Origin of the sequence: Mesorhizobium sp. WSM3626, assembly GCF_000513935.1 — a bacterium.
In the GTDB taxonomy this organism is placed as follows: Bacteria; Pseudomonadota; Alphaproteobacteria; order Rhizobiales; family Rhizobiaceae; genus Mesorhizobium; species Mesorhizobium salmacidum.
Window position 1 is genome coordinate 62,584 of sequence record NZ_AZUY01000017.1, and the last position, 21,712, is coordinate 84,295.

General features: G+C 62.3%; 22 protein-coding genes. 11 read left to right on the plus strand and 11 right to left on the minus strand.

Features of this window, described 5'->3' with window-relative positions:
• The first annotated feature begins 165 nt into the window (after positions 1-165).
• The 4 genes from M653_RS0114230 (at position 166) to M653_RS0114245 (ending at position 5,011) form a co-directional block, all read left to right on the plus strand.
• On the plus strand, positions 166-2,319 hold the full coding sequence (locus M653_RS0114230) for a penicillin-binding protein 1A (protein WP_027143953.1): 2,154 nt from the start codon (positions 166-168) through the stop codon (positions 2,317-2,319).
• Between the two features lie 111 nt (positions 2,320-2,430).
• The gene (locus M653_RS0114235) at positions 2,431-3,015 is read left to right on the plus strand and encodes a DUF1214 domain-containing protein (protein ID WP_027143954.1); all 585 of its coding nucleotides are present in this window, start codon (positions 2,431-2,433) and stop codon (positions 3,013-3,015) included.
• A complete protein-coding gene (locus M653_RS0114240; RefSeq protein WP_027143955.1) occupies positions 3,008-3,577 on the plus strand; it encodes a DUF1254 domain-containing protein in 570 nt (189 codons plus the stop codon). Before M653_RS0114235 ends, M653_RS0114240 begins: the two co-directional genes overlap by 8 nt.
• A gap of 408 nt (positions 3,578-3,985) precedes the next feature.
• Entirely contained in the window at positions 3,986-5,011 is a 1,026-nt protein-coding gene (locus M653_RS0114245; protein WP_027143956.1) for a hypothetical protein, read from the plus strand.
• Here the strand turns inward: M653_RS0114245 and M653_RS0114250 are convergent.
• The 3 genes from M653_RS0114250 to M653_RS0114260 form a co-directional block, all read right to left on the minus strand.
• On the minus strand, positions 4,989-5,336 hold the full coding sequence (locus M653_RS0114250) for a DUF1491 family protein (RefSeq protein WP_027143957.1): 348 nt from the start codon (positions 5,334-5,336) through the stop codon (positions 4,989-4,991). The genes M653_RS0114245 and M653_RS0114250 overlap by 23 nt on opposite strands.
• Positions 5,337-5,406: 70 nt before the next feature.
• Positions 5,407-6,189, minus strand: coding sequence for a peptidoglycan-binding protein (locus tag M653_RS0114255; RefSeq protein ID WP_027143958.1), 783 nt, complete (start codon positions 6,187-6,189; stop codon positions 5,407-5,409).
• Positions 6,164-7,915 carry a PAS domain-containing sensor histidine kinase gene (locus M653_RS0114260; RefSeq protein ID WP_027143959.1) on the minus strand — a complete coding sequence of 584 codons (1,752 nt, stop codon included), beginning with the start codon at positions 7,913-7,915 and terminating at the stop codon, positions 6,164-6,166. The genes M653_RS0114255 and M653_RS0114260 overlap by 26 nt, the downstream gene beginning before the upstream one ends.
• Positions 7,916-8,448: 533 nt before the next feature.
• On the opposite strand from M653_RS0114260, the gene M653_RS0114270 reads away from it, so the two are divergent.
• Together M653_RS0114270 and M653_RS0114275 are read left to right on the plus strand one after the other, a co-directional pair.
• Positions 8,449-8,799 carry a DUF5330 domain-containing protein gene (locus M653_RS0114270; RefSeq protein WP_027143961.1) on the plus strand — a complete coding sequence of 117 codons (351 nt, stop codon included), beginning with the start codon at positions 8,449-8,451 and terminating at the stop codon, positions 8,797-8,799.
• A gap of 99 nt (positions 8,800-8,898) precedes the next feature.
• Positions 8,899-9,327, plus strand: coding sequence for a SufE family protein (locus M653_RS0114275; RefSeq protein WP_027143962.1), 429 nt, complete (start codon positions 8,899-8,901; stop codon positions 9,325-9,327).
• 169 nt (positions 9,328-9,496) lie between these two features.
• Here the strand turns inward: M653_RS0114275 and M653_RS0114280 are convergent, their stop codons facing one another.
• Positions 9,497-9,922, minus strand: coding sequence for a MucR family transcriptional regulator (locus tag M653_RS0114280; RefSeq protein ID WP_027143963.1), 426 nt, complete (start codon positions 9,920-9,922; stop codon positions 9,497-9,499).
• Between the two features lie 410 nt (positions 9,923-10,332).
• Positions 10,333-10,701, minus strand: a complete 369-nt coding sequence (locus M653_RS0114285; protein WP_027143964.1) for a hypothetical protein — start codon at positions 10,699-10,701, stop codon at positions 10,333-10,335.
• Positions 10,702-10,815: 114 nt separating this feature from the next.
• On the opposite strand from M653_RS0114285, the gene M653_RS0114290 reads away from it, so the two are divergent.
• From M653_RS0114290 to M653_RS0114300, 3 genes are all read left to right on the plus strand, one after another.
• A complete protein-coding gene (locus M653_RS0114290; RefSeq protein ID WP_027143965.1) occupies positions 10,816-12,915 on the plus strand; it encodes a S9 family peptidase in 2,100 nt (699 codons plus the stop codon).
• Between the two features lie 19 nt (positions 12,916-12,934).
• Positions 12,935-13,561, plus strand: a complete 627-nt coding sequence (locus M653_RS0114295) for a LysE family translocator (protein ID WP_027143966.1) — start codon at positions 12,935-12,937, stop codon at positions 13,559-13,561.
• Between the two features lie 136 nt (positions 13,562-13,697).
• Entirely contained in the window at positions 13,698-14,099 is a 402-nt protein-coding gene (locus tag M653_RS0114300; protein ID WP_027143967.1) for an SET domain-containing protein-lysine N-methyltransferase, read from the plus strand.
• A 120-nt stretch (positions 14,100-14,219) separates the two neighbouring features.
• On the opposite strand, the gene M653_RS0114305 is transcribed toward M653_RS0114300, so the two are convergent.
• The 5 genes from M653_RS0114305 to M653_RS0114325 all read right to left on the minus strand — a co-directional run bounded on the left by M653_RS0114305 (position 14,220) and on the right by M653_RS0114325 (position 18,226).
• Positions 14,220-14,861 (minus strand): glutathione S-transferase family protein, encoded by a 642-nt coding sequence (locus M653_RS0114305; protein ID WP_027143968.1) that lies wholly within the window; start codon positions 14,859-14,861, stop codon positions 14,220-14,222.
• A 152-nt stretch (positions 14,862-15,013) separates the two neighbouring features.
• Positions 15,014-15,967, minus strand: a complete 954-nt coding sequence (locus M653_RS0114310) for a cytochrome c (RefSeq protein WP_027143969.1) — start codon at positions 15,965-15,967, stop codon at positions 15,014-15,016.
• Positions 15,968-15,976: 9 nt separating this feature from the next.
• Complete coding sequence (locus M653_RS0114315; RefSeq protein ID WP_027143970.1) at positions 15,977-16,414, minus strand: cytochrome c; 438 nt, start codon at positions 16,412-16,414, stop codon at positions 15,977-15,979.
• Positions 16,415-16,574: 160 nt separating this feature from the next.
• Entirely contained in the window at positions 16,575-17,177 is a 603-nt protein-coding gene (locus tag M653_RS0114320) for a superoxide dismutase (protein ID WP_027143971.1), read from the minus strand.
• Positions 17,178-17,347: 170 nt separating this feature from the next.
• Entirely contained in the window at positions 17,348-18,226 is an 879-nt protein-coding gene (locus M653_RS0114325) for a branched-chain amino acid aminotransferase (protein ID WP_027143972.1), read from the minus strand.
• A 155-nt stretch (positions 18,227-18,381) separates the two neighbouring features.
• On the opposite strand from M653_RS0114325, the gene M653_RS0114330 reads away from it, so the two are divergent.
• Together M653_RS0114330 and M653_RS0114335 are read left to right on the plus strand one after the other, a co-directional pair.
• Complete coding sequence (locus M653_RS0114330; RefSeq protein ID WP_027143973.1) at positions 18,382-19,044, plus strand: haloacid dehalogenase type II; 663 nt, start codon at positions 18,382-18,384, stop codon at positions 19,042-19,044.
• A 171-nt stretch (positions 19,045-19,215) separates the two neighbouring features.
• Positions 19,216-20,040 carry a L,D-transpeptidase gene (locus M653_RS0114335; RefSeq protein WP_027143974.1) on the plus strand — a complete coding sequence of 275 codons (825 nt, stop codon included), beginning with the start codon at positions 19,216-19,218 and terminating at the stop codon, positions 20,038-20,040.
• 34 nt (positions 20,041-20,074) lie between these two features.
• Here M653_RS0114335 and M653_RS0114340 read toward each other — a convergent pair whose 3' ends face one another.
• Positions 20,075-21,622: a helicase HerA-like C-terminal domain-containing protein gene (locus M653_RS0114340; protein ID WP_027143975.1), complete on the minus strand. Its 1,548-nt coding sequence runs from the start codon at positions 21,620-21,622 to the stop codon at positions 20,075-20,077.
• Positions 21,623-21,712 lie beyond the last annotated feature (90 nt).

Genomic DNA, 21,712 nt, shown 5'->3' on the forward strand with positions numbered 1-21,712 from the left:
GGTATCGACGGCCTCCCCTGCCCCGTCGCGCCAACAAACCTTGCGGCTGTGTCCTCGGCGCCCTTGTGGGTATCGCCAAAATGGATGAATAGTCCGACAGGGCGCCGCCCTGAAATTGCCCGCTTGCGGTTTTCAGGTCGCGCCAGAGCCGAGCCGGGTTTTTGAATGGTCAACCCTGAACCACGCAAGAGAAGAGGTCCGATCGCCTCCCGCCTTCTGGCGCTGGACGCGTGGCTCGATTCCTCTCTCTATGAGATCGGGTTCAAGGCGCGCCAGTTCTGGGAGGCCGCGACGATCTTCTCGCGGCGCTTCCGTCTCAAGGGCTGGCGCCGTGGCTTCATCGAACTTTTGAGCGAAGGTTTTACACTCGGCGCCGGCGGCATGGTGGTGATGCTGGCGCTGGCGATACCCGCTTTCCAGGACACCACCGGCGACTGGCGTGCCCAGGGCGACTTCGCCGTCACCTTCCTTGACCGGTACGGCAACGAGATCGGCCAGCGCGGCATCATCCAGCGCGATTCCGTGCCGGTCGACGAGATGCCGGACCACGTCATCAAGGCGGTGCTCGCCACGGAGGATCGCAGGTTTTTCGATCATTACGGTATCGACGTGCTCGGCCTGTCGCGCGCGATCTTCGAGAATGTGCGGGCAAACTCGGTCGTCCAGGGCGGCTCGAGCATCACCCAGCAGCTGGCCAAGAACCTGTTCCTGACCAACGAGCGCACGTTCGAGCGCAAGATCAAGGAAGCCTTCCTGTCGCTGTGGCTGGAGGCCAATCTGTCGAAAAAGGAAATCCTGCAGCTCTATCTCGACCGCGCCTATATGGGCGGCGGCACATTCGGTATCGAGGCGGCGGCGGATTTCTATTTCGGCAAGAGCGTCAAGGACCTGAACCTTGCCGAGGCGGCGATGCTCGCCGGCCTGTTCAAGGCGCCGACCAAATACGCGCCGCACATCAACCTGCCGGCGGCGCGCGCTCGCGCCAATGTGGTGCTGTCCAACCTTGTCGATTCCGGTTTCATGACCGAAGGCCAGGTGCTGCAGGCAAGGCTGCATCCGGCCGATGTCGTCGATCGCGGCGAACAGAAAAGTCCCGACTATTTCCTCGACTGGGCCTTCGACGAGGTCAAGAAGATCGCCAAGCCCGGCCAGCACTCGCTGGTCGCTCACACCACCTTCGACGCCAACATCCAGAAAGCGGCGGAGGAATCCGTCGAGTTCCACCTGCGCCAGTTCGGCAAGGAATACAACGTCACCGAAGGTGCCGTGGTGGTCATCGAGACCAATGGTGCGGTGCGAGCGATCGTCGGCGGCCGTGACTACGGCGCCAGCCAGTTCAACCGCGCCACCAAAGCGCTGCGCCAGACCGGCTCGTCGTTCAAGCCCTATGTCTACGCCACGGCGATGGAACACGGTTTCACGCCGAACTCGATCATTTCTGGCGGGCCGATCAGCTGGGGCAACTGGTCACCGCATAATTACAGCGGCGAATCGGCGGGCAACATCACCCTGATCATGGCGATGGCCAAGTCGATCAACACGGTGCCGGTGCGGCTGGCCAAGGACCATCTCGGCATCGCGCCGATCAAAGCATTGGCGGAATCGTTTGGCGTGGAATCGCCGCTCGAAGGGCACAAGACGATGGTGCTCGGCACCTCGGGCATGACCGTGATGGACCAGGCGACGGGCTACAGCGTGTTCGCCCAGAACGGCTTCGTCGGCTCCCGGCACGGCATCACCCAGCTCGTCACGCGTACCGGCGACGTGGTTTACGACTGGACCAAGGACGCGCCGCCGCCGCACCGCGTGCTGTCCGAGCAGGCGCTGAAATCCATGAACACCATGCTGACGGCCGTGCCGGTGATGGGCACGGCGCGGCGGGCGCAAATTCCCAACATCGTCGTCGCCGGCAAGACCGGCACGACGCAGTCCTACCGCGATGCCTGGTTCGTCGGCTTCACCGGCAACTACACGGCGGCCGTGTGGCTGGGCAATGACGATTTCACACCGACCAAGAACATGACCGGCGGTTCGCTGCCGGCGATGGTGTGGCAGCGGCTGATGGTCTACGCGCACCAGAACATCGACCTGAAGCCGATCCCCGGCATCGACAAACCCTTCGCCGACGAGGAGATCGCGGCCAAGGCCGCCGAGGCGCAGAAGAAGAGCGAGGAGCAGGCAGCGGCCGATACCGCCGCCGAGCGGCCGCCGGTGCTGTCCAGCCGAACCACGCAGACGCTGAGGGACATGAGCCAGCTGTTCCAGACGGCGCCCAAACTCGACGCCCCCACTCCACCCGAAACGCTTTCGGCCCTGTGACATCCGCCCCGGCGCGAGCCGGGTCGGCAGGCAAATCCATCACGCCGGCTTGCCACAAGACCCCGCGCCGCGATATCCCCGAACTGCAATCCTTCGCGCACCCGGCCCTTCATGCTCAAGAACGCCTTCCTGATGCTGATCTCGCTTGCCATAGCCATTGGCGGGGGCGGCGCCAGCGTCTGGTATGCGCTGAGGATCCAGGACGGGGTCGGCGCAATCAGGATCGGCCAGTGGACCGCCTTCCCCGACATCGGCACACCGGCCGCGGACCCCTATTCCAAGGCGCGCGTGGCGCGCGAGGGGGTGCTGGCGCTCGGCCGCGCCGAAGGCCTGTCCTTCGTAGCGGAAAACGACGCCGCCGGCGACCAGCTCAAGCGGGAATGCGCCTACAGGATCGAGGGTGGATTTCCGACAGCCCGGTTCTGGACGCTTTATGCCGCCGATCGATCGCTCGGCGTCGTCGAGACCGGCAAATCGCGGCTTGCGGCACTTCAGTCCTACGAGGTGCTGCGCCAACCAGACAATTCCGTGATCATCTCCGTTGGCCATCACCCGATGCCGGGCAACTGGCTTCTGACCGACGGTTCCGGGAAGATGTATTTCGTCCTGACCTTCTACGACACGCCGATCGCCAGCAGCACCGGCCTGTCCGACGTTTCGCTGCCCAGGATCGTGAGGGCGGGCTGCGATGCGTAGTCTGCATGCCGCGCTGCGCAGGCTTCTGCACGCCGTCCTGCTGGGCCTCGTCGGCGCCGGCATTGTCCACATTATCGTCCTGCTTCTGGTGCCGGATTTTTCCGAACGTGACGCCTGGTCGCGTCTTTCCATGGCATCCGATCTCTACAGGATGAACCGGCTCGATGCCGAAGCCGGCGGCGCGCCGGTGGTGAAATCGGTCGACCCGCTGTTCTATGCCACAGCCTGCCGCTTCGACCTCGAGGAAGGAATGGTCCGGATCAAGGCGCCGGGAGACGTCCCCTTCTGGTCGGTGTCGGTCTATGACCGCAGCGGTCACAACATCTATTCCTTCAACGACCACACGGCGACCGGTGGCAAGCTGGATGCGGTCGTGCTGACGCCGGCGCAGATGATCGACGTGCGCAAGGACCTGCCCGAAGACCTCCAGGGAGCGATTTTCGTCGAAGCGCCCATCGACGAAGGCATCTTCGTCATCCGCAGCTTCGTGCCGGACGAGAGCTGGAAGCCGATCGTGTCGCGCTTTCTCGATCAGAGTTCCTGCGAGCTGCAGGATTTCTAGGGCTTCAGCAAGCTCAGTGGTGCGGCACGGGCGTCCGTGGCGATCCCGGCTTGTCCGGCCCTGCGGGCCGCGCTTCGCCGGTGCTGGACCGCTCATAGCGGATGCCGGGAAATATGATTACGGCCGCCGGTATTTCGGTGGTTTGCTTTGCTCGATTGGTCGGTGCCGCACGCGGCACGAAAGACAGTACCATGCCCATGGTTCGCGCATTCCTCTCGGTTTCCCCGGAGCACAACGCAACGCCTCCAAATATCATTAAGGCCGGCAGAGGGTTAACGGAGCGCTAACGGATCGCCGCTAACTTGATCTTTGTTCCCAGGTCAGAGAGTTCTGACCGAGGCAAACGCGAAACCGACATGTTCCGGTGGCGCGATGTCGAGTGTGTATCTGTCGTCAGGCGTATCGTTCGTGTCATCTTCGGACTTCAGGCAAATCGCGATAAGGACGGAATCGGGAAAAGCCGAAAGGCTGTTCCGCGCCGCCGTGTCGGCGTTCTGCTCGCTGACCCGACCGTCACGCCGCGAGATCGGCCAGCTCGAAGACCTGACGCTGCCGCTGTTCGACAGCGTATCCGTCGAATCGCGGCGCTACGTGGCAGCCGCCCTTTCCGAATGCGAATATGCACCCGCGGCCCTGGTGCGGCGCCTTTGCGAGGAACCGGTCGACATTGCCGCTCCGCTGCTCATCCGCTCGCGCGCGGTCAGCGATATCGACCTGATCGCGCTGATTGGCCGGCACGGGCTGCCGCATGCGCGCGCCATAGCACGGCGCAAGGACCTGAACCCAACCATCGCCGATCTGATCAGGGCGCTGGAAAGACCGACCCTGGTGCGGATGCGGGATCCGGAAGCAGCCCCGGCGCAAAGCCCTGCCGTGAAGACGCAAGCGACGGCGGACAGCGCGGAAACTCAGCAGACGCCCGGCCTTGCCGCCGAGAACGCGCGGCGCAGGCTGCGCTCCATGATGCACACCGGCGACGAAGCCCTGGCGGCGAAGGTCGATGCGTTCCCAGGTGCGGATACCTATATCAAACTGCGCGAGACGGCATTGACGGGAAACGCCGCGTTCTTCCAGACCGCGCTTGCCGATGCCCTCGACATTGATTTCTCGATCGCGCAATCGCTGACCGCCAACCAGAATTATGCGCCGCTGCTTGCGGCGCTGCGTTCGCTCGATTTCAGCGAGGACCGGGCATTCCTGATCACGGTTGCCGTCTATCCCGGCCTGTTCCCGCATCCGCAGGCCATCCGCACCTATCTCGACCGTTACCGCCTACTGCACCGCGATGCGGCCCTGGACAAAGTGCGGGGATGGAAAGCCAAAACCCCGTCCAGGGCGGCTCGCGATGCTTCGCCGACAAACGGCGACAGCCGCAAGGCCTCCAACAGCGACGAAGCCGACGCCCCCGGCCTCAGGGTGTCTTCACGGAAATAAGCTCCTCGACGGGAACATTCCCGGCCTCGATCTCGACCACCCAAATGTCGGGATCGAATTTTTTCTCGCGCTCAAGTCTCGCATCCAGCACGGACGCATCATCGCCGGCGGCGAGAAGGCTGAAAAAACGCTCTTCGGGCTTGGCCGAATCGTAGCTTGTCTGCGGTGCCGGCCCGTAGAGAGCCGTTTCACCCATCCTGCCCCGCGCCAGGATGAACACAGCCCCGGCCTCTGTCGCGCCGCGATTGACCACGGCGGCAAATCCGCCAGCGCCGAAAACCCGGCGCAACAGGGCCGAAACCCACAGATCAGCGGTTACGCGCATCGAAGACTCCCGACAACATGCGGGCTCTCTATCGAAATTTCCGATGCAGGGCGAGCCGTCGTTTCGGCTGTCAGTTGGTCAGGCCGATCTCGCGCATCTTGACGTAGACGATCTCGTCGGGTTCGCCGGTCTGCGGCAACCCGAACAGCGTCTGGAACTCCTTGATCGCCGCCTTCGTGCGTGCACCGACGACGCCATCCAGTTGCATGTCGTCATTGCCGAAGGCCTTGAGCCCGGCCTGAATCTTGACGATGCGGGGATCAGGCCCCTGCAAAGCGGCATTCGTCTGCGCCTCATTCGTCTGCAAGGACACGGGAACAGCGGCCGGCGCCATGTCGGGACGAGGCTGCGGCTTGGGCACGGCGGCCGTCTTCGGCGTTGCACCCAGTTGATCCAGCAGCAGCGCATCGATCTCGCCCGAGGCGTTCAGCCCGACCTTCTGCTGATAGGCCTGTATGGCCTTGCGCGTGTTGGGGCCGGAAATGCCGTCGACGGTACCGGAATAGAAATCGAGGTCCTTCAATATGCCTTGCACCTGCTCGACCACCGGGTCGCCCTTGATCGGGGCGGGCGCGGCATTGGGCCGCACGATGTTAATTGTCGTCTCCGGCTCGTCGGCTGCGGCGTGCGGAAAGCCCTGGAAATGACGCGTGGCGAAAAACGCCCCGGCGTGCGGGAAAGGCTGATACCATAGCGCGTTGGCCGAGACGTAGAACAGCGTCACCAGGAATGCGGTCGATCCTCCCACCAGGACGGGATTGCGCGAAATCATGCCGCCAACGGCGATGGCGCCGTCCTGCAAGGCGTTGCTGCGGCGTTTGACCGCCTTAGCCTGTTTTGCGGAGCGAGCCATTTCCGTCCCCTTTCGCCCTCGTCACCGGCATCGTCAGCACTCCGGTCGAGTTGGCGGGGCGTCCCTTCGGCCCGCAGACCGGCAGGCTGATGGTCACCGTGGTGCCCTTGCCCGGCATGCTTTCGATCGACATCGTGCCTTCATGCAAGGCCACCAGCCCCTTCACCAGGGAAAGGCCAAGACCCGTTCCCTCGAAACGGCGGGTATAGTCGTTCTGGATCTGCATGAAGGGTTTGCCGAGATTGGCGAAATCCTCCTCGGCAATGCCGATGCCGGTGTCCCTGACCCAGAAAAGCAGACGTGAGCCGATCCGCCTGGCGCCGACGACGACATCGCCGCCGTCGGGCGTGAACTTGATCGCGTTGGAAACGAGGTTGATGAGCATCTGCTGTACGGCGCGGCGATCGGCATTGATATCGCCTGCGTCTGGGGCGATCTGCGTCTGCAGGTCGATGTTCTTGGCCTGGGCCTGCAGCCGCATCATCGACTGGCACATGTCCACGGCTTCCATGAACCGGAACGGCTCCGGCTCGGTGGCGTAGACACCCGATTCGATCCTCGAGACGTCGAGGATGGATGTCACGACTGCCAGCAGATGCTGGCCCGAATCCCGCACGAGGCCGACATATTCCTTCTGGCGCGGATCCTTGAAGGCGCCGAACATCTCGTGCAGCAGCATGTCGGAGAAGCCGATGATGGCATTCAAGGGTGTGCGCAGTTCATGGCTCACCACTGCGAGGAAGCGGCCCTTGGCCACTTCGGCGGCGGCCGCCGTCTCATTGGCTTGCGCCAGTTCTTCGCGCAACCGCGCGGTCTCGTCGTTCTTGCGCAGGACAAGCGTGAAAACGTCGCTTTGTTCCTCGCCGCGCACCAGTTCGAGCGCGAATGGCTGGTAGTTGTCGGCCACCAAACCATTTCCGTTGTGGGCGCCGTTGCCACTCTGGGGCAACCTGATGCGCAATTCGAGGCGGCGCGATAGTGCGCCATCACGCATGTCGGCCAGGGCGCTGAGATAGGAGACACGGTCCGACAGGTGGACGCGGTCGAAGAGGCCCGTTCCGGACAACAATTCAGGTGGCAATTTCAGAAGCGTACGCGCCTTGGCGGACGCCTCCACGACTTCGCCGTGGCGGGTGACCCGAAAGACCACCGCGTCGATGATGTCTTCCAATCCGTCACCCGCATCGAGCGTAGGGGCCGCGCCGGCGGTGCCGCGAACAGCCGATATGCGCGGGAGGAGGGTCAGCGCCCACGCCAATGGCACCAGCCAGTGCCAGGCGGCGATGTGCGCGTCCGCGAATGGAAGGAAGGTGGCCGACAGGGACTGAAGGGCGATGGCGATGACGGCCGAGGCGCCCCCCCACACAGCAGCACGCCGCGAGGCGCCGATCCACCAGGCTTCGAATGGCAGCGCCAAGGCAAGCATGGCGACAGGTGAACTCAATCCGCCGGCGGCACCGATGAGACCGCCAAGGGCAATCGCCGCCATCGCCAGGGCGATCGGCCCGGCGGCGGCCATCTTGCCGGTCGCTGCTACCAGCAGAGCGACGAACCAGCACAGACCGAAGGCCGCGAAAATGGCGGCCATGGTCACGGCAGCCCCCATGCCCGACGTAACCAGCGTGACCGCGGCACCCGCTGCAAAGAACGGCGCGGCCAGCATCACGCCGATGAAACGGCGCTGGCGCTCGCGGTCGCTGCGCCCGAGAACGCTGGGATGAACCATGCGTTCACAACCGGCCGCCATTGCGCCAGGCAATTCAGCGTATCTGGCCTCGATCGGCATCAACTCAACGCACTCGCACTCGTCGTGAACAGCTCTGCTTTTGCAGATTGTCTTGGGTGGCTTTGAAACTCGCATCCAGCGTTTAAGGAATGGATAAGGCAGGGCCGACCAAGGCCTGCCCTGCGGCAAATATCGGGACGACAGCCGCCGAAAGCCCGGGCAAATGCAGCCATAGTAAACGGAGGGTTATTCGCGAACGCCCGTCATCAGCGGCCCAGAGGCAGGAACGGGATCGCCTCCATTTACGAAAAATCCGCTAGAAACAACCGGATAGACGGTTATCGGATGGTAACGAGAATCGTCCCGATATGAAACAAATCGAAAACAAAACGCTTCGTTTCGAATTTGCCTAAAATTTGAGGAAAATTCTCGGCGATCATGCAAGCCGTCCTTTGTGCCTGTGTGCCAACATCCTGCCCATAAAAGAGGTCCTGCCATATGATGCATGATCCGGTCACGACGAGAGGCAAGGCATGTTCTTCCTGATAAGAATGGCTTTCTGGTTTTCACTGGTGCTGCTGGCGCTGCCGCTGGGTTTCGGGTCCGATGAAACGGGCCAGCAAAGCGTCGGGCCGGTCCAGGCCCTGTTCGCGGCGCGAGACGCCGTCGGCGACATCGCCGGGATCTGCGAACGCAAGCCGGATGTCTGCGAAACCGGCAAATCGGCGATGCACACCATCACCGCACGCGCCAAGGAGACCGCCAAGATCGCGGCCGCCATGCTGGACGACAAGTCCGCCGGCCCCGACATCTCGACAGTGACGGGCAGCGTGCCGGAAGAAATCGTCCTGCCCCAAACGGTCAACCTGCCGATAAAGAATTAAGCCGTCTCGACGGCGCACCGCGGACCGTCCGCCCTCTCGACGCCCGCGGTGTCCTTGTTTTTCCGTGACGCGGCGCCGTCGCGTGACTATATCCGGGTCATGACGACCACGATCCAGACAATCCGCGACGACTTCTCGTTCCTCGAGGAATGGGAGGACCGCTATCGTTACGTCATCGAGCTTGGCGAAGCGCTGCCTCCCTTCCCCGATGCGGAACGCAACGCCGCCAACAAGGTGCCAGGTTGCGTCAGCCAGGTCTGGCTGACCACCGAACGGGGTCCGGGCGCCGATCCCGTCATCAGCTTCACGGGCGATTCGGACGCTCATATCGTGCGCGGACTGGTCGCGATCATGCTGGCGCTGTTTTCCGGAAAGACGGCCAGCGAAATCCAGAAAACCGACGCTGAAGCGACGCTGAAGGCACTCGGCCTCGACGAACACCTGTCACCTCAGCGCGCCAACGGCCTTCGCTCGATGGTCAAGCGCATCAAACGCGATGCCGAGATGGCGCTCGCGCAGACTGCCTGACAGGCTTCTGCCTCGATCTTCCTTGTTTTGACGCAACTCCCTAGGGAAAGCGCTACGCGCTTTTCCCGGGAAAACCGGTTCACACTTTTCCTGGAATTGCACTCGCCCGCAAAATCAAACGGCGCCCGAAGGCGCCGTTTGATTTCAGTTCTAATCCGGCAAGCCGCGACTACCGCGCTTTGCGCTTGCGGCCAAGGCCCATCTTCTTGGCAAGCTGCGAGCGGGCCGCCGCGTAGTTCGGGGCAACCATCGGATAGCTTGGGTCCAGGTTCCACTTTTCGCGATACTGATCGGGCGTCAGATCGTAGTGGGTCATCAGGTGACGCTTGAGCGACTTGAACTTCTTGCCGTCTTCAAGACAGACAATGTAGTCGTCATGAACCGAGCGTTTCGGGTTGACAGCCGGCTTCTGCTTGTCGGCAGGCGGCTGTTCGACGGTTCCGCCCACACGCCCGAGAGCGGCGTGGACATCGGATATCAGGTTCGGCAGTTCGCCGACCGGCACGGGATTGTTGCTGACATAGGCTGCCACCACATCGGCGGTGAGCTCAATCAGCGCATCATTGTTTCTGGAAGGTGTTTCGACAATATCCATGGTCTTCAGGCCCCAACAAGAGTTACGTCGATCTGTGCCCCTTTTTACAAACAGGGCATTGCACGAATTTTGCGCAGATAGAGCTGCGCCGATTCGTGTCACGGGGACATCAATGCGACCACACGTCAAGTAAGTCAATTCGCTCTCTGCATTATATTTACGAATGTTGGTCAACTATTGCGCGATCAGCTTCAATCTTTCGTGCACCATGTAATTTTTCGATATTTCCGTCGCCAAACGGACAAAGGCTGACGTTGGGTCAGCTAATCGTTACATTCGCGATAACTCACAAAACAAGTTTCAATGCTCCGGTTTGCTTAGCGACCACACCGACAAGCTTGGTTGTTCACACCTGTCCACGAAACCATAGGTTGCCAAACCATCCCGCCATCAATCAGGCTATTCCCCGGTCAAAACGGCGCGATGTATCCGCCATAGGCCCAGCCGGTGACGAAGACGCCGTTCTTGGCGGGGTCATGCCAGATTTCGCACCAGCGATAGCGAACCGTCTGCTGCTGTTTCCATGCCGGTTGATTGGCGATATCGAGCAGGTTTATGCCGCCGGTGCATCTCCCGGTCATCTGCAGGACGGCCCCGTTCGGGTAGGCGGCCTGTTTCTGGGATGTTCCCGACGGATATTTGCGCACATTGAGCGTGTCGCCGAACGGCACATTGGCCACTTGCCAAGCCGCGAATACGGTCGCATGAGACTGGCCGGCAAAGACCAGAGTTAGCGAAGCAACGGCGAAGGCCGCAGCAATACGAGACCGAATAGTCATCTTCCCTCCTCCCGGCCACCTCATGGGCCCACACCACCTCTACGCAACTGCTCTTGAACCCGCCCTGATCGGTGTGTTCATTCGTCATTCAAGATATTTCCAGAGCGAGACGCAATGACCAGGACTTCCCGATTTCCAATCGTCAGCGCCCCTTCCCCCGAGAAGAGGCCAGTCTCGGACACGCATCACGGCATCACGCGAACCGACGAATATGCCTGGCTGCGGGCGGATAACTGGCAGGAGATGTTCAGGGATCCCTCCTTGCTCGATCCTGGGATCCGCGCCGAACTCGAAGCCGAAAATGCCTACCAGTCGAAGCTGATGGCCGACACGTCAGATTTGCAAAAGCAGCTCTTCAAGGAAATGAAGGGCCGCATCAAGGAAGACGATTCATCCGTTCCCATGAAGGACGGGCCTTACGCCTATGGCTCTTCCTTCACGCTCGGCGGCGAGCAGCCGCGCTATTTCCGCATGCCGCGCGACGGCGGGCCCGAGCAGATCCTGCTCGACGGTGACGCCGAGGCCGAGGGCAAGGCCTATTTCCGGCTTGGCGGCGTCGATCATTCGGCCGATCATCGCAAGCTCCTGTGGGCCTTCGACGACAAGGGTTCCGAATTCTACACGCTGCGTGTGCGCGACCTTGCCGATGGCAAGGAACTGGCGGACCAGATTCCCGCCACCGGCGGTTCGGGCGTCTGGGACGCGGGCAATGACGGGTTCTTCTACACGCGTCTCGATCCAAACCACCGGCCGTCCAAGGTTCTGTTCCACGCGCTTGGACAGAACCCCGAAAGAGACCGCCTGATCTACGAGGAAACCGACCCCGGCTTCTTCATGGACGTCGACGGAACCCGCAACAATCAATGGATCATGATCGGCATCAACGATCACGAGACTTCGGAATACCGCCTGTTGAGCGCCAGCGATCCGTTTGCCGAACCCAAGCTGGTTTCGGCGCGCGAGACCGGCCTTCAATATGAACTTGAGGAAGGCGGCGACATATTCTTCATCCTGACCAATGCGGATGGTGCCAAGGACTTCAAGATCATGACGGCGCCGGCAAGCGATCCGGTCCGCGCCAACTGGCAGGAACTGGTGCCGCATGAACCGGGCCGGCTGATCCTGTCGGTGATCGGCTTCAAGGACCACATGGTCCGGCTCGAGCGCAAGGAAGGCCTGCCGCGTATCGTCGTGCGTGACCGTGCCAGCGGCGAAGAGCATCTGATTTTCTTCGATGAGGAAGCCTTCTCGCTCGGCCTTTCAGGGGCCCTGGAATACGACACCGAGATGATGCGCTTTTCCTACTCGTCGATGACGACGCCGTCGCAGATGTTCGACTACAACATGCGCACCCGTGAGCGCGTGCTGCTCAAGACCCAGGAAGTGCCGTCCGGCCATGACCCGCATCAATACGTCACGAGGCGGCTGATGGCGCCCGCGGCCGATGGTGAACTGGTGCCGATCTCGCTTCTGCATCACCGCGACACGCCGCTGGACAGCTCCGCGCCTTGCCTGCTCTACGGCTATGGTTCCTACGGCATTGCCGTTCCGGCCGCCTTCAATACCAACTGGTTCTCGCTGGTCGACCGCGGCCTCGTCTTTGCCATTGCCCATGTCCGCGGCGGCAAGGACAAGGGCTATGGCTGGTACGATGACGGCAAGCGGGCGCACAAGATGAACACCTTCACCGATTTCATCGCGTGCGCCCGCCATCTCGTGGCCGAGCGCTATACCGCGCATGACCGCATCGTTGCGCAGGGCGGCTCGGCCGGCGGCATGCTGATGGGCGCCATCGCCAACATGGCGCCGGATTGCTTCGGCGGCATCGTGGCCGAGGTTCCGTTCGTCGATGTGCTTACCACCATGCTCGACGCGACGCTGCCGCTGACCCCGCCGGAATGGCCGGAATGGGGCAATCCGATTGCGTCGGCCGACGATTACCGGACGATCGCCGCCTATTCGCCCTACGACAATGTCGCAGCACTCGACTACCCTCCGATCCTGGCGCTCGCCGGTCTTACCGATCCGCGCGTCACCTATTGGGAGCCGGCCAAGTGGGTGGCGCGGCTGCGTGACCGCAAGAGGGGCGCCAATCCGGTGCTGTTCAAAATCAACATGGATTCCGGCCATGCCGGTGCCTCCGGCCGGTTTTCGCGCCTGGAGGAGATCGCCTATACTTATGCCTTCACGTTGAAGGTAACGGACAAGGCATAGCTTACGGAGGAACGCCGCGATGATCGATCTGTCCACATTGATAGCCTATATCGCGGTTGTGTTCGGTTTTGTCTTCATTCCGGGTCCAGCCACACTGTTGACGATCGCGCGCGCAACGAGTTCGGGAACCAGGGTCGGGATCGCCACCGGCGCCGGGATCGCGGCCGGCGATGTGTTTCATACCGTGATGGCGATGGTCGGCATCTCGGCGATCATCGCTACTTCGGCGACGCTGTTCAGCATCATAAAGTATATCGGCGCGGCCTACCTCGTTTACCTCGGCATTCGCTCCATCATCGAGAAAGCGCCGACCGGTCCGACCGCCGGCGCGCTCGCGATCTCTGCCGGAAAGGCGTTTCGACAGGCCGTCCTGACCGAGGTGCTCAACCCCAAGACCGCGCTTTTCTTCCTCGCTTTCCTGCCTCAGTTCGTGCGGCCCGAAAACGGATCGGCGATGATTCAGTTAGCCGTATTGGGGACCATCTTCGTCATGCTGGGGCTTTTCAGCACGGTCGTGTTTGCCGTGAGCGCAGGGCGGCTGGGCAGTTTCCTGCGCCAAAATCCGACAGTGCTGAAATGGCAGGGCAAGGTTGTCGGCGGCATCTATTGCGCCCTGGGTGTCCGCCTGGCCTTGCAACAGCGCTGAGGCCAGGCGGCCCACGTCTGCCGATCATATTTTTTGAATTCCGCCCAGCTGATTTTCGCTCGCAATTGCAACGGTCGCGCGCTACCCAAGCACGATTTTCCCGGGCACGAAGCCCACATTCACACAAGGGTCCATTATGCTGCTCGTCGACGTCTATCTCGACAAATCGCCGATCCAGGGCATCGGTGTGTTTGCCAAGAACCACATTGCCAAGGGCACGCTGGTCTGGAAGCTCGACCCCCGGTTCGACCGGATCATCGATGTCGAGACCTATGAGGGCGAGACCGGGCCGGTAAAGAACTATCTCGACCGCTATTCCTACCCCGACCGGCGCGATCCGGCCTATATCGTCTTCGAAGCCGACGACGCCCGTTACATGAACCATGACGACGAGCCGAATTGCGATGTCTCGTCGCCCGAGGAAACCTACGCCTTGCGCGACATCGCCCCGGGCGAGGAAATGACCTGCAACTACAATCATTTCTTTGAGACGGGCTTCGATTTCCTCGGCGATCGTCACCTGCAGTCCGACGATTAGGCAAGTAGACTTGTAAGCGTGGAGCCACGGCCGGATTGAAGCCAGCTGGACCATGGCGAGGAGGCCCCAATTGGTAGACCCCCATGAGGAACTTTTCGCGACTGCTCAACCAGGCGAGCACTACAATCCCGGTGATCTCGCCGCCCAAGCCTTGGTGGCCTGACAGCTTTCCATTGCTCGGGCGTAGGCAGGGCGTGCCGTCGTGCGAGCGAGATAGTCCCGCTCGATAGGCCCGGGGACATAGTTGCCAGTTCGCAGGCCGAGCAGGAGGGCGTAGCTCACCGAGATATCGGCAGCAGTGAACCGCTCGCCGGCGAGATAGGGGCAATCCGCGAGGCGGCGGATAACCAACCCCAGCCGGCTCTCGAAGGTCTCCAATGCCCAGCGGGTAACCCGGGCATTTCGTTCGGCTTCGGGCGCCAGTTCGCGACCGACTAAGACGGCGTTCATCGGCCCGGCGAGCCCGGCCTCGCCTAAGTGAAGAAATTGCAGATAGGAGGCGAAGGCGAGATCGTGCGGGGCGACGGCAAGCGAGCCTGAGCCGTGGCGGGCGAGCAGGTACTCAAGAATCGCGATCGATTCGACCATGATCGTCTCGCCGTCCTGCAGCGCGGGAATGAAGCCGGCGGGGTTGATCGCGAGGAAGCCGCGATCATTCTCGACTGCGAGCAGATCGACCGGGCGCAGCCGATAAGCCAATCCTAATTCCTCGAGCAGCCAAACAACACGGAAGCCACGACCTTCGCCATAGACGGTGAGCATAGTTAAGCGTCCCTGGATTGGGCTGGATGTACTATCTCGCAGAGGTAAGCCAGTCGCGCAACGGACTATCAATGGCCCATAATGCACTCAGGGCTTGGCGCATATTCGTCATCCTACAGATGCGGGCCCTTCCCACTTTATGGATTCCCGACCTATTTCGTGCTTTTCTTGCGAGCCGGATAGCCGTTGGGGTGCGGCGGTATCGCCTTGAGATAGGCGGCAATCGCCGCGCGGTCGTCCGCCGTCAGCTCGGCCATGTTGCGCTGCACATCGACCATGGCGCCGCCGACGGAATCGAAATCCGGCGTGAACCCGGTTTCCAGGTAGTTTGCGATGTCGGATGCGGACCAGCTGCCGATACCCCCCTCGCCCGAAGTAAGGTTCGGCACGACGCCCGAACCCTCGGCGGCGACGGCGCCGGCCAGCCATTGGCCCTTCCTGGTGCCGCCAGCCAAGTCGCGCGGCGTATGGCATTCACCGCAATGACCCGGCCCCTCGACCAGGTAGCGGCCTGCCATCACGAGTTCCGGCGTGCCATCATGCAGGGGAATGACAGGCTGATCGCTGAGATAGAGGCGCTTCCACAGGCCAATGCCTCGCCGGATGTTGAACGGGAATGCCAGCGAATTGCCCGGCGCCTTGCCGGCGACGGCGGGAAGCGTCTTCAGGAAAGCATAGAGGTCGGCGACATCGGACGGCTTCATGCGCGCGTAGGAGACGTAGGGAAAGGCCGGATAGAAATGCTCACCCGTGGGCGAAACACCCTTCAGCATGGCATTGGCGAGATCCCCGACCGACCATGCGCCGATGCCATCCTTGGGATCTTGCGAAATATTGGGAGGCACGAAGGTGCCGAACGGCGTCTTGAGTTCAAGCCCGCCCACGAGTTGAAGCCGCGCATCGCCCCGCGACCCAGGCTTCGCATGGCATGAGGTGCAGCCGCCGGCATAGAAAATGCGCTTGCCCCGGACAACATCGCCTGGGCCGACGAGTTGCGCCAGATCCGCCCCATCAAGCCTGACGGGTGCCGACAGCAGCCACCCGGCGGCCGCGCCGGCGACGCCCAGAACGAGGGCCGCGCCGACGAGCTTCTTCAGCCATGCCATATCAGGCGATCAGCCCTTCTTGACCCTATAGCCCTGGTGGCAGGTGCCACAGTCCGAGCCGATGGTGCCGATCTGCGTCTTTAGCGCGTCGACGTCGGCCGGAGCAGCCGCGACCGCGGCCTTGACGTCGGCAAGATACTTATCCTCGGCCGTTTTGAAGCCGGCCATGTCTTCCCAGATCTTTGGCGCCGCCGTGGTGTCGCCGGTATCGCTGCCCTTCGGGAACAAGGCCTCTACGTCGAATTTCTCGGCATTTGCCTGCAACGCCTGCAACTGCGTCAGCACCGCGGCGGCATCAAAAGGTTCCTCGCCCTTGACCACTTTCGACAGGCCGCCGACGATCTTTCCGCGTTCCTTCATCAGTGCCTGCCGGCCGAGGACGGGATCGGCAAAGGCCGCCGACGCGGCGAGTGCGAGCATAGAGATGGCGATGACAAGCTTTCTCATTCATTTGGCTCCGTGATGAAGGCATTTCAGGACAGGACGTTAACGGGTGTGGGAGGAGGAATATTCCCTTCTCTCCGCATGAATTTGGACGAGTCTGGCTGCGGTGCGGCTTCGACTTAAAAGAAAAGGCCCGGGGGGCCGGGCCTTTTCGGAAGATCGATCAGGCATTTGCCTTTTCGTAGAGCTCGAGCACGTGATCCCAATTGATCAGGCTGTCGACGAAGGCCTCGAGGTATTTCGGCCGGGCGTTGCGGTAGTCGATGTAGTAGGAGTGTTCCCAGACGTCGACACCGAGGATCGGCGATGCGCCATGAACCAGCGGGTTTTCGCCGTTCGGCGTCTTCGAGATCGCCAGCTTGCCGTCCTTGACCGAAACCCAGGCCCATCCCGAACCGAACTGCGTCGTGCCAGCGGCGATGAAATCGGCCTTGAATTTGTCGTAGCCGCCGAGATCGCTGTCGAACGCCTTCTGCAGCGCGCCAGGCAGCTTGTTGCCGCCGCCGCCCTTCTTCATCCATTTCCAGAAATGGATGTGGTTGTAGTGCTGGGCGGCATTGTTGAAGAGACCGGCGTTCTTGCCGAACGACTGCTTGACCGCCTCTTCGACCGAAAGATCGCCGAGGCCGGCTTCGGCGGCGAGCTTGTTGCCGTTGTCGACATAGGCCTTGTGATGCTTGTCGTGGTGATACTCCAGCGTCTCTTTCGACATATAGGGCTGCAGGGCCTCATAGTCGTAGGGCAGAGCGGGCAATTCGAAAGCCATGGGTAGTACTCCCTCGTGGAAAATCCGGTGTGGATACCGGAGTAAGATAGGTCGGGATTGAGCTGGAGCAACTCCGGAAATGGAGCGCCGGTTCCCTTTCTAAGCGGGTTCCCGAAAACTGTCACACGCTTTTCCTGCGGCCAACCGCGCAGCGACAGAAAGGCCGGACCTCAGCCAGCTGACGTCGAATGCGCCCAATCCCAATAGAGTTCGCGTGCCTTCTTGGCCACCGGGCCGGGTTGCAGGTCGCGGTCCTCGACGCGGGTGACCGGCACCACCTTGGAGTGGTTGCCGGTCGAGAAGATTTCGTCGGCTTCGAGGAAATCCCGCACCGACAGCGTCTTTTCAGTCGTCCTGAACCCATAGTCGCCGAGCAGCGTCATCGTGCGCGAGCGGGTGATGCCGGACAGGAAGGTTCCGTTGGGCGCCGGCGTCAGCACGTGGCCGTCCTTGACCAGGAAGATATTCGAGCTTCCGGTCTCCGCGACATTGCCCAGCATGTCTAGCACAAGCGCATTGTCGAAGCCGCGCGCCTTGGCCTCGAGGATGGCGCGGCCGTTGTTGGGATAGAGGCAGCCGGCCTTGGCGTTGGTCGGCATGGTTTCGATGGTCGGGCGCCGGAACGGCGATACGGTCACGGAAAAGCCGGTCGGCGAGATCATCGGCGATTCATAGAGGCAGAGGCAGAAACGGGTCGAGGCGGGATCGGCCGGGACGCCCATGTAGCCGCCATGCTCGGCCCAGTACATCGGCCTGATGTAGACCGCCGTCTTGCCGTCGAATTTCTTCAATCCGTCCCAGGTCAGCCCGACGATCTGCTCGGGCGTCATGTTTGGCGCGAGGCCGAGCGCGATCGCCGAGGCATTGACGCGTGCGGCATGAAGTTCGAGATCGGGCGCCACGCCCTCGAACCAGCGAGCCCCGTCAAACACGCTGGTGCCGAGCCACATGGCGTGGCTGCGCGGCCCCAGAATGGCGACATTGCCTTCGTACCAATCGCCATCGACGAAAGTCCATGTCGCGGATTGCGCCGCCGCCGCCAGTGTCATCGCGTTTTCCTGTTCCGGTCGATCTTGTGTGACAACATTGGATGATGCTTTGGCCGCTGCCGTCAACCAGCATCGGGGAGTTTTGTTGAGGCCAGCGACGGGTGCGATGCAATCAAGGCTTGCACCTTGTCCCGCCTCGCCTCAAAACTGTTGCCATGCAATACGCCGCCTATGTTTTCGACGCCTATGGCACGCTGTTCGACGTGCATGCGGCCGTGCGCCGCCATGCAGACGCGATCGGCCCCGACGGCCAGCTCCTGTCCGAAATCTGGCGCGCCAAGCAGCTTGAATACTCCTGGGTACGCACGTTGATGGGCGCCTACGCCGACTTCTGGCAGTTGACGGAACAGGCGCTGGACTTCGCCTTGCGCAAGGTCCCTTCGGCCGATCCTAGTCTCAAGGCAAAGCTGCTGGAGGCCTATTGGAGGCTGGACTGTTATCCCGAAGTGCCGGCCGTGCTGAAGGCGCTCAAGGCCTCGGGCGCCAGGCTGGCGATCCTCTCCAATGGCTCGCCCGAAATGCTGGAGGCGGCGGTCAAGTCCGCGGCACTCGACCAGGTCCTGGACAACATCTATTCGGTCGATGCGGTGCGTCGCTTCAAGACCGATCCGGCGGTCTACGACATGGTCGCCACGGATTGGCGACTCTATCCCGGCGCGATCTCCTTCCAGTCTTCCAATCGCTGGGACATTGCGGGCGCCACCAAATTCGGCTTCCGCACGGTTTGGATCAACCGCTCCAACCAGCCGGAGGAATACCGGGACTTGCCGCCGGCCCTGATCCTGCCGTCGCTGGAGGCCCTCGTATCCGGTGGCTAGCGGACCTGTGGCCTCAACGCCACAGTGGCGGCGCAGTCACAGCTTCGCCTTTGTTTGTCCACGTTCGGGCCAGAATCGGAACCGCCTATCGCCTCAGGTGTTGTCAGGCACCCGCAGCGGACGTCGGCGTGTTGACGCTTTGTTGCGATTTGAGTCTTAAAGAAGGCAGCCATGTCCATAACCGAAATCGAATCCTATCGCCTGAGCCGTCGCGGCTTCCTCAACGCCGCAGCCCTGGGCGCCGCCTCGATCGCGGTTTCGGCATGCGCCACCACCGGCCCCGGGCCGGCCGAGCCGCCCCCACCAACCTATGTCGAGCCTCCGCTTGCCGACTATGCGTCGATGTACGCGGCGGTCAGCGATGGCGGCTTCGATCTGCCGGCCATCCCGGTCGACAGGATCGATCCGCAGTTCCTGCGCCAGATCGTGCCCGACCCGACCGGCCAGAAGCCGGGAACCATCGTCGTCGATACGACAGGCCATTTCCTCTATCTGGTTCGCCCGGGCGGCCAGGCCATCCGTTATGGCGTCGGTCTCGGCCGCGCCGGCTTCGAGTGGTCGGGCGACGCCGTCGTCCAATGGAAGCAGAAATGGCCGAAATGGACGCCGCCGGATGAGATGGTCGCCCGCCAGCCGGAATTGAAGCAGTATAGCGCCGACAATGGCGGCATGCCCGGCGGCTTGAAGAACCCGCTCGGCGCGCGCGCGCTCTATCTCTTCCAGGGCAATGTGGACACGCTCTATCGCCTGCACGGCTCGCCGGAATGGCGCTCGATCGGCAAATCGGTGTCGTCGGGCTGCGTGCGCCTGATGAATCAGGACATCATCGACCTTTACGACCGTGTGCCCTCCAAGACGCCGGTCATCGTGACCAGCGACGCCCGCCAGCCGATGGTGGCGTCGGCCAACCACAAGGCCATCCCGATCGACGCCGGCGTGCCGGATGGATCGGTCCTGCTCGGCCCGGTCAAAGCGGTGACGGACGCGATTTTCTAAGCTCACAGGACAGCGGCAACGCCGCTGCCCGATTCTACCGCCCCCGCGACAGGCTGCCCAATATTCCGCGCACGATCGCACGTCCGACCGAAGAGCCGACCGAGCGCACGACCGACTTGATCGCCGCTTCCGCCACCGTCTGGCGGTTGGACGGCCGCGGCGCAGGCGCGCGCCTGCCGCCGGACTGCGGCGCGGGATCGTCATTGCCGAAACCTGGAATGGTCCAGCGCGAGCCGCCGGTGCCTGCCTGCTGCGCCTGCGCCTCGGCGTCCTGCGCCTCCTTGGCCTTCTTCTGCAGCATCTCGAAAGCCGACTCGCGGTCGATGACCTGGTCGTACTGGCCGGTGACCGGGCTTTCCCCGATCAGCTTCTGCCGCTCGGCGGGGGTGATTGGTCCAAGCCGCGATGACGGCGGACGGATCAGCGTGCGCTGGACCATGGACGGAATGCCCTTGGCCTCCAGCGTCGAAACCAGCGCCTCGCCGGTGGCGAGCTGGGTGATGGCGGTGGCGCAGTCGAAGTCCGGATTGGGCCGGAAAGTTTCGGCCGCCGTCCTCACCGCCTGCTGCTCGCGCGGCGTGTAGGCGCGCAGCGCGTGCTGCACGCGGTTGCCGAGTTGGGCCAGGACCTTTTCGGGGATATCCAAAGGGTTCTGCGTGACGAAATAGACGCCGACGCCCTTGGAGCGGATCAGGCGGACCACCTGCTCGACCCGGTCGATCAGCACCTTCGGCGCCTCGTCGAATAAGAGGTGCGCCTCGTCGAAGAAGAACACCAGCTTCGGCTTGTCGGGGTCGCCGACTTCGGGCAGTTCCTCGAACAGCTCCGACATCAGCCAGAGCAGGAACGTCGCGTAGAGGCGCGGATTCATCATCAGCTTGTCGGCGGCGAGCACGCTGATGGCACCGCGACCGTCACGCGTGGTGCGCATGATGTCGGCAATCCGCAAAGCCGGCTCGCCGAAGAAATTCGCCGCGCCCTGCTGCTCCAGCACCAGCAGCGTGCGCTGAATGGCCCCTACCGATGGCTTGGTGACGTTGCCGTAACGGGCGCTGATCTCTTCGGCGCGTTCGGCGATGTTGGCGAGCAGCGCCTGCAGGTCTTTCATGTCGAGCAGCAGCAGGCCTTCCTCATCGGCGATGCGGAAGGCGATGTTCATGATGCCTTCCTGAGCGTCGGTCAGGTTCATCAGCCGCGACAGGAGCAGCGGTCCCATTTCCGAAATGGTCGCGCGGATGGGGTGGCCCTGCTCGCCGAACAGATCCCAGAAGATGACCGGAAATTCCTGGAAGTCGTAAGGGTCGAGCTTGACCTGTTCTGCCCGCTTGACAAGGAAATCCTGGGCGGTGCCCATCATGGCGATGCCGGAAAGGTCGCCCTTGATGTCGGCGCAGAATACCGGCACGCCGGCATTCGAAAAACCTTCGGCCAGGATCTGCAAGCTGACAGTCTTGCCGGTACCGGTGGCGCCAGTCACCAGGCCGTGGCGGTTGCCGTATTGCAGCAGCAGATTTTCGGCGCGCTGATAGCTGTCGTCGGGCTTGCGGCTGGCGCCGATGAAAATACTGGGATCGTCAGTCATATGTCGGGTCTCCGCAAACTGATGTATCTAAGGCCAGCCTTTGTCCGAAGGTATAGTGAGGCCGTCGCATAGCGACAATGACAATTGTCC

Bases quoted from the DNA above. Each gene is read 5' to 3' on its own strand.
- M653_RS0114335 (WP_027143974.1), top strand. From the start codon at position 19,216: ATGTCCATAACCGAAATCGAATCCTATCGCCTGAGCCGTCGCGGCTTC.
- M653_RS0114235 (WP_027143954.1), top strand. From the start codon at position 2,431: ATGCTCAAGAACGCCTTCCTGATGCTGATCTCGCTTGCCATAGCCATT.
- M653_RS0114320 (WP_027143971.1), bottom strand. From the start codon at position 17,177: ATGGCTTTCGAATTGCCCGCTCTGCCCTACGACTATGAGGCCCTGCAG.
- M653_RS0114295 (WP_027143966.1), top strand. From the start codon at position 12,935: ATGATCGATCTGTCCACATTGATAGCCTATATCGCGGTTGTGTTCGGT.
- M653_RS0114315 (WP_027143970.1), bottom strand. From the start codon at position 16,414: ATGAGAAAGCTTGTCATCGCCATCTCTATGCTCGCACTCGCCGCGTCG.
- M653_RS0114325 (WP_027143972.1), bottom strand. From the start codon at position 18,226: ATGACACTGGCGGCGGCGGCGCAATCCGCGACATGGACTTTCGTCGAT.
- M653_RS0114260 (WP_027143959.1), bottom strand. From the start codon at position 7,915: ATGGTTCATCCCAGCGTTCTCGGGCGCAGCGACCGCGAGCGCCAGCGC.
- M653_RS0114250 (WP_027143957.1), bottom strand. From the start codon at position 5,336: ATGCGCGTAACCGCTGATCTGTGGGTTTCGGCCCTGTTGCGCCGGGTT.
- M653_RS0114300 (WP_027143967.1), top strand. From the start codon at position 13,698: ATGCTGCTCGTCGACGTCTATCTCGACAAATCGCCGATCCAGGGCATC.
- M653_RS0114310 (WP_027143969.1), bottom strand. From the start codon at position 15,967: ATGGCATGGCTGAAGAAGCTCGTCGGCGCGGCCCTCGTTCTGGGCGTC.
- M653_RS0114280 (WP_027143963.1), bottom strand. From the start codon at position 9,922: ATGGATATTGTCGAAACACCTTCCAGAAACAATGATGCGCTGATTGAG.
- M653_RS0114330 (WP_027143973.1), top strand. From the start codon at position 18,382: ATGCAATACGCCGCCTATGTTTTCGACGCCTATGGCACGCTGTTCGAC.
- M653_RS0114255 (WP_027143958.1), bottom strand. From the start codon at position 6,189: ATGGCTCGCTCCGCAAAACAGGCTAAGGCGGTCAAACGCCGCAGCAAC.
- M653_RS0114270 (WP_027143961.1), top strand. From the start codon at position 8,449: ATGTTCTTCCTGATAAGAATGGCTTTCTGGTTTTCACTGGTGCTGCTG.
- M653_RS0114305 (WP_027143968.1), bottom strand. From the start codon at position 14,861: ATGCTCACCGTCTATGGCGAAGGTCGTGGCTTCCGTGTTGTTTGGCTG.
- M653_RS0114290 (WP_027143965.1), top strand. From the start codon at position 10,816: ATGACCAGGACTTCCCGATTTCCAATCGTCAGCGCCCCTTCCCCCGAG.
- M653_RS0114240 (WP_027143955.1), top strand. From the start codon at position 3,008: ATGCGTAGTCTGCATGCCGCGCTGCGCAGGCTTCTGCACGCCGTCCTG.
- M653_RS0114275 (WP_027143962.1), top strand. From the start codon at position 8,899: ATGACGACCACGATCCAGACAATCCGCGACGACTTCTCGTTCCTCGAG.
- M653_RS0114230 (WP_027143953.1), top strand. From the start codon at position 166: ATGGTCAACCCTGAACCACGCAAGAGAAGAGGTCCGATCGCCTCCCGC.
- M653_RS0114340 (WP_027143975.1), bottom strand. From the start codon at position 21,622: ATGACTGACGATCCCAGTATTTTCATCGGCGCCAGCCGCAAGCCCGAC.
- M653_RS0114285 (WP_027143964.1), bottom strand. From the start codon at position 10,701: ATGACTATTCGGTCTCGTATTGCTGCGGCCTTCGCCGTTGCTTCGCTA.